Source organism: Lacihabitans sp. LS3-19 (genome assembly GCF_024343575.1).
Classification (GTDB): Bacteria; Bacteroidota; Bacteroidia; order Cytophagales; family Spirosomataceae; genus Leadbetterella.
In genome coordinates this window covers 1-4304 of sequence record NZ_RJUA01000038.1, presented here as the reverse complement: position 1 = coordinate 4304, position 4304 = coordinate 1, and the positions used below count along the sequence as shown (strand labels likewise).

4 protein-coding genes are annotated in these 4304 nt (G+C 32.5%); 2 read left to right on the top strand and 2 right to left on the bottom strand.

Annotated features, from left to right (window positions below; all coding sequences use genetic code 11):
• Together EGI22_RS15075 and EGI22_RS15070 are read right to left on the bottom strand one after the other, a co-directional pair.
• The coding region (locus tag EGI22_RS15075) for a site-specific integrase (RefSeq protein WP_255069292.1) at window positions 1–429 on the bottom strand (429 nt) is incomplete at its 3' end.
• Window positions 430–462: 33 nt separating this feature from the next.
• Window positions 463–1737: an aminopeptidase P N-terminal domain-containing protein gene (locus EGI22_RS15070; protein WP_255069291.1), complete on the bottom strand. Its 1275-nt coding sequence runs from the start codon at window positions 1735–1737 to the stop codon at window positions 463–465.
• Window positions 1738–1925: 188 nt separating this feature from the next.
• On the opposite strand from EGI22_RS15070, the gene EGI22_RS15065 reads away from it, so the two are divergent.
• Both EGI22_RS15065 and EGI22_RS15060 read left to right on the top strand, forming a co-directional pair.
• Window positions 1926–2495, top strand: coding sequence for a hypothetical protein (locus EGI22_RS15065; protein WP_255069290.1), 570 nt, complete (start codon window positions 1926–1928; stop codon window positions 2493–2495).
• A gap of 389 nt (window positions 2496–2884) precedes the next feature.
• Window positions 2885–4304 (top strand): S8 family serine peptidase (locus EGI22_RS15060; RefSeq protein ID WP_255069289.1); only part of this gene is annotated, 1420 nt, incomplete at its 3' end.

The window sequence follows — 4304 nt, the reverse complement described above, 5'->3', positions numbered from 1 at the left end:
GCAGCTATACATTACTTCCACAATCGCCTTGTTTCGTGGTCCTTCGGGCGTGCTTAAATCTATGCAATTCAGCATGGCTTCTATTTCATGTAAATGCAACGTTTCAGGTAGTTTTCGAGTGATTTTAGGTGAGGAAATCAATTCTGTAGGATCAGAAATAATTTCTTTTTCAATGATTAAATATTCAAAAAAAGCCTTCAATCCACTGAGAATTCTGCTTTGACTTGTGTTTGACAGACCTAGATCGTTTAAATAACTCAAGAAATTGTGAATGTCTTCGTCTTTCAACTGGAGCACAGTTTTTTTCTCTCCAAAAAATTGAAATAATTTTTCGGCATCTCTCACATAGGCTTCTACAGAGTTGCCAGAAAGCCCTCTTTCTATTTTCAAGAAATTCTTGAAACCTTTTATGTGATTTTGCCAAAGCATATTTTCTATTATTTAACCAGTTTTTTTTAGGTTTTACTGATGCATCAATTTTTCTATTTCACTTATTTCTAGCGGAATACCTTCCATCAAATCCTCATTTCCTACTTCTTTTATCAATATGTCATTTTCCAAGCGAATGCCTATGGCTTCTTGCTCAATATATATTCCTGGCTCTAAAGTTAGCAACATTCCGGCTTCTAATTTCTTTTTTCTATCGCCAACATCATGTACATCAATTCCCAAAAAATGTGAAACCCCATGCGGAAAGTATTTAACAATCGCTTTTGGATTGAATTTTACATCAGATTCTGTCAAAATCTTTAATTTCACCAATTCTTTTCCTATTAAGTTTTGCGTTTCCTTTTTTAGGTTTGCTATCGTATTTCCTACCACCATTTGGTTTTTTATGGCTTTCATTACATCAAATACAGATGTGTAAACTTCTGCTTGCCTATCTGTGAATTTTCCATTTATGGGTAAAACTCTGGTCATATCTGCTTTATAATTGCCGTATTCAGCACCAAAGTCCATCAAAACTATTTCGCCACTTTTACAGATGTCATTGTTGGTAATATAATGCAAAGCACATGCATTTTTACCAGATGCCATTATAGGTTGAAAAGCGTGCATTCTTGACCTTCTTCTTTGGAATTCATAAGAGATTTCCGCTTCAAGTTCGAATTCATACATCTCAGGTTTTAAGTTTTTTGCTGCTCTTTCAAACCCAAATTTAGTAATTTCGATGGCTTTTTTGATTTGAGTTATTTCTTCATCAGACTTTATAACTCTCATGTTATTAGTTGTTTTAGCCGAATTTATGTAGTTTTTGTCTGGAAATTTTCTTTTTATTTGGTTTGATACCTGCCTGTTTTTTGAAGTAAACGAGCTGCCCTTGCCTTGGTCGGTGTCAATAGAGAAATAAACATTTTCACAATTATTTAAATATCCTTCTACAACTTTCCAAAATTCTTCACTCCAAATTATGGTTTCTATCCCAGAGAGTTCTGTTGCTTGGCTTTTGGTCAGTTTTTCTCCTTCCCAAATCTTTATTTTTTCGTTGGTTTCTTTTACAAATAATATTTCAGTCTGGGGAGAGGTGCGATTATCTAAAATAAGAAAACTGTCCTCTTGATCTATCCCAGTTAAGTAAAAAAAAGTAGAGTTTTGAATAAAACCAAAAGTACCGTCTGCATTGCTAGGAAGCGGGTCGTTGGAGGCGAAAATTGATATTGAATTAGGTAGAATTTGTTCAATGTATTTTTTCCTTTTTTCTATGTAAAAGCTATTAGGAATATTTTCGTACCTCATTCGTTAAAAGTTTATATTTGCAATAATAATTAAAATTAATGATTGGTAAAGTATATTATGTCTTAATCAGTCAAAGATCGAAATACACTTGTTTAAAGGTCGGAGCCTTCGCACAGTGTGTGGTTTTGATGCTGAGAAAAGGCAATCCGCTTTTTTGTTCCATTTGTAACATTAAAATACAAATATTCATGAAGAAACTTAATACTTTGTTTTGCTTGTTCATATTTTCAAATTCATTAATCGCTCAAAGTAAAATTCCTCATAGTAAAAATTTTGATTTATTAATAATTAACAACATTTTACTTTGTAAATCAATATCAGAAAACGATCAAATTGAAAGAGACTCTTTATTTATAAAAGTTTATGATTCTGAAATTATAAATAATAATATTTACCAAAAATTGAATTGGGGCAAAGACGGAAATCAAATTGGTTTTATTCGAAAGATTAAAAATGAGGTTTGGTTTTTATCAATTGACAAAAAAAAAGAATCCAAATTATTTGATTTGGAAAATAAAAAAAAATACATTTTATCAGATTTTATATTTAAGGATACAAAAATTGAGATATCATTAGAAAGTAAAGTAAATTATTTTTCTCAAGAAGTAATCTTTGCAACCTATAAATGTAACGGTTTATCTGACTTTGGATATCCATTAAAAGAAATAGGATTTAATACAAGAGATGGAATAACTAATATATTATTAGTCAATTATCATTCAATTTATCCTTATATACAATGTATAAATGTCAAATAACTAGCTCTGCCTTTACTTTAGCAAATGAAAAAAGAATTGAAAAATATAAGTAATTTAGGAAAATTTATCTTGATAAATTTTCCTAAATAGGAAGCAGGCCGTCCTCGCTGTGCGAAGGATATTTACTTCGAACGTGTGTAAAGCGGCTTTTAGCCGCAGGAAATGTTAAATGTTTTACGTTACAAAATAATATAATTGGAATAAATGTTAAATTAAATTATGTCTTATTCGATCAAAGACTGATAAATACACGTACGAAGCTCAGAACCTTCGCACAAGCTGGTGTCGAATACTGGATATTTTCGTACCTCATTCGTTAATAGTTTATATTTGCAATAATAATTAATAAAAAGGACTTGGGTAAATTGTTTTCTCGAATTTTGGTTTTAATGTTTTTGGTGTTTTTCAAAGTCAATGGACAAGAAAAATATTGGATTTTCTTAAAAAACAGAGATTTGTCATCGGTAAATCCTGTTTCTGATAAGACTTTTTCAAATCGGAAAATGCTTGGTTTGAGTGAAAACCAAATTTCTGATTTTGGGCCCAAATATACTGATTTAGAAAAAATCAAGGGTTTAGGAATTCAAATTTCAAATACTTCAAGATGGTTTAACGCGGTTTCTGTTTATTTAAATTCTTCCCAAAAACTATTGGTTTCAAAATTAGATTTTGTAGATAAAATTCAAAGAATCAATGCTTTCCAGAGTTTAGCCTCTAACAAAAAATTCGGATATGACGACGGAATTTATCTCAATTATGCTTTGCATCAAATACATGCGGAGGCTTTTTTGGAGAGAGGACTTCTCGGTGATTCTGTCGATATTGGTATAATAGATGGCGGTTTTTATCAGGCAGATATCAATCCATTTCTTAAAAATATTTTTACTGAAAATAGAGTAAAAGATTACAAAGATTTTTTCATACCACCCAGAAAAGAGTTTTTCAACGAACGCAAATCCAATGGTGATTTACACGGCACCATGGTGATGAGTGCGGTGGGTGGTTTTGATGGGGAGAAAAAGCAATTAGGTGGTTTGGCTCTTCAAAGCAACTATTATTTGGCAAGAACAGAGTCGTCGCAGCAAGAGTCGAGAATAGAAGAAGACAATTGGATTGCTGCCATAGAATGGTTAGACAGCCTAGGCGTAAGGTTGGCAAATTCTTCTTTAGGCTATGCTTTGGGTTTTACCAATCCTGCCGAAAACTATTCTCCAAATGACATGAATGGCCATACAAGTGTGATAGCAAAAGGTGCCCAAATGGCTGTAAATGAGAAAGGAATGATATTGATAGTTTCAGCTGGTAATGAGGGTGAAAATAAAAAATGGGGAGGGATAGTGTCCACACCAGGCGATGTAGAAGAAGTGATAAGTGTTGGTGCCAATGACGAGAATAGTTTGAAAATGGGATACAGTAGCAAAGGCTCTGGAAATGTGAGTTTTATAAAGCCAGATGTAACAGTATATTCCTATAATGGCACCTCTTTGGCAGCACCAATTGTCACTGGATTTGTAGCTTGTATGTTACAAATTAATCCAAAACTGAAAGCCTCAGACATAAAGAAGATATTTCAAGAATCCTCAAGTTTGACAGCTTCACCCAATAATTATCTGGGCTATGGTATTCCAGATGCTAGATTGGTTTTAAATCAACTTGAAGGGAAGCTTTTTGAATTAAAAACTGCACAAAAAGTTAAGGCAAAAGGAAAATACAAAATTAGCTCAATAGGAGAGGAGAAAGCTGTAGTTTTTCATAAAACCAATGCTAAGAATGTTGAAAGTCAGGAGATTGTGGTTTTTTTAGACGGAA

Coding starts and splice junctions, on each gene's coding strand:
- EGI22_RS15070 (WP_255069291.1), bottom strand. CDS start 1,737: ATGAGGTACGAAAATATTCCTAATAGCTTTTACATAGAAAAAAGGAAA.
- EGI22_RS15065 (WP_255069290.1), top strand. CDS start 1,926: ATGAAGAAACTTAATACTTTGTTTTGCTTGTTCATATTTTCAAATTCA.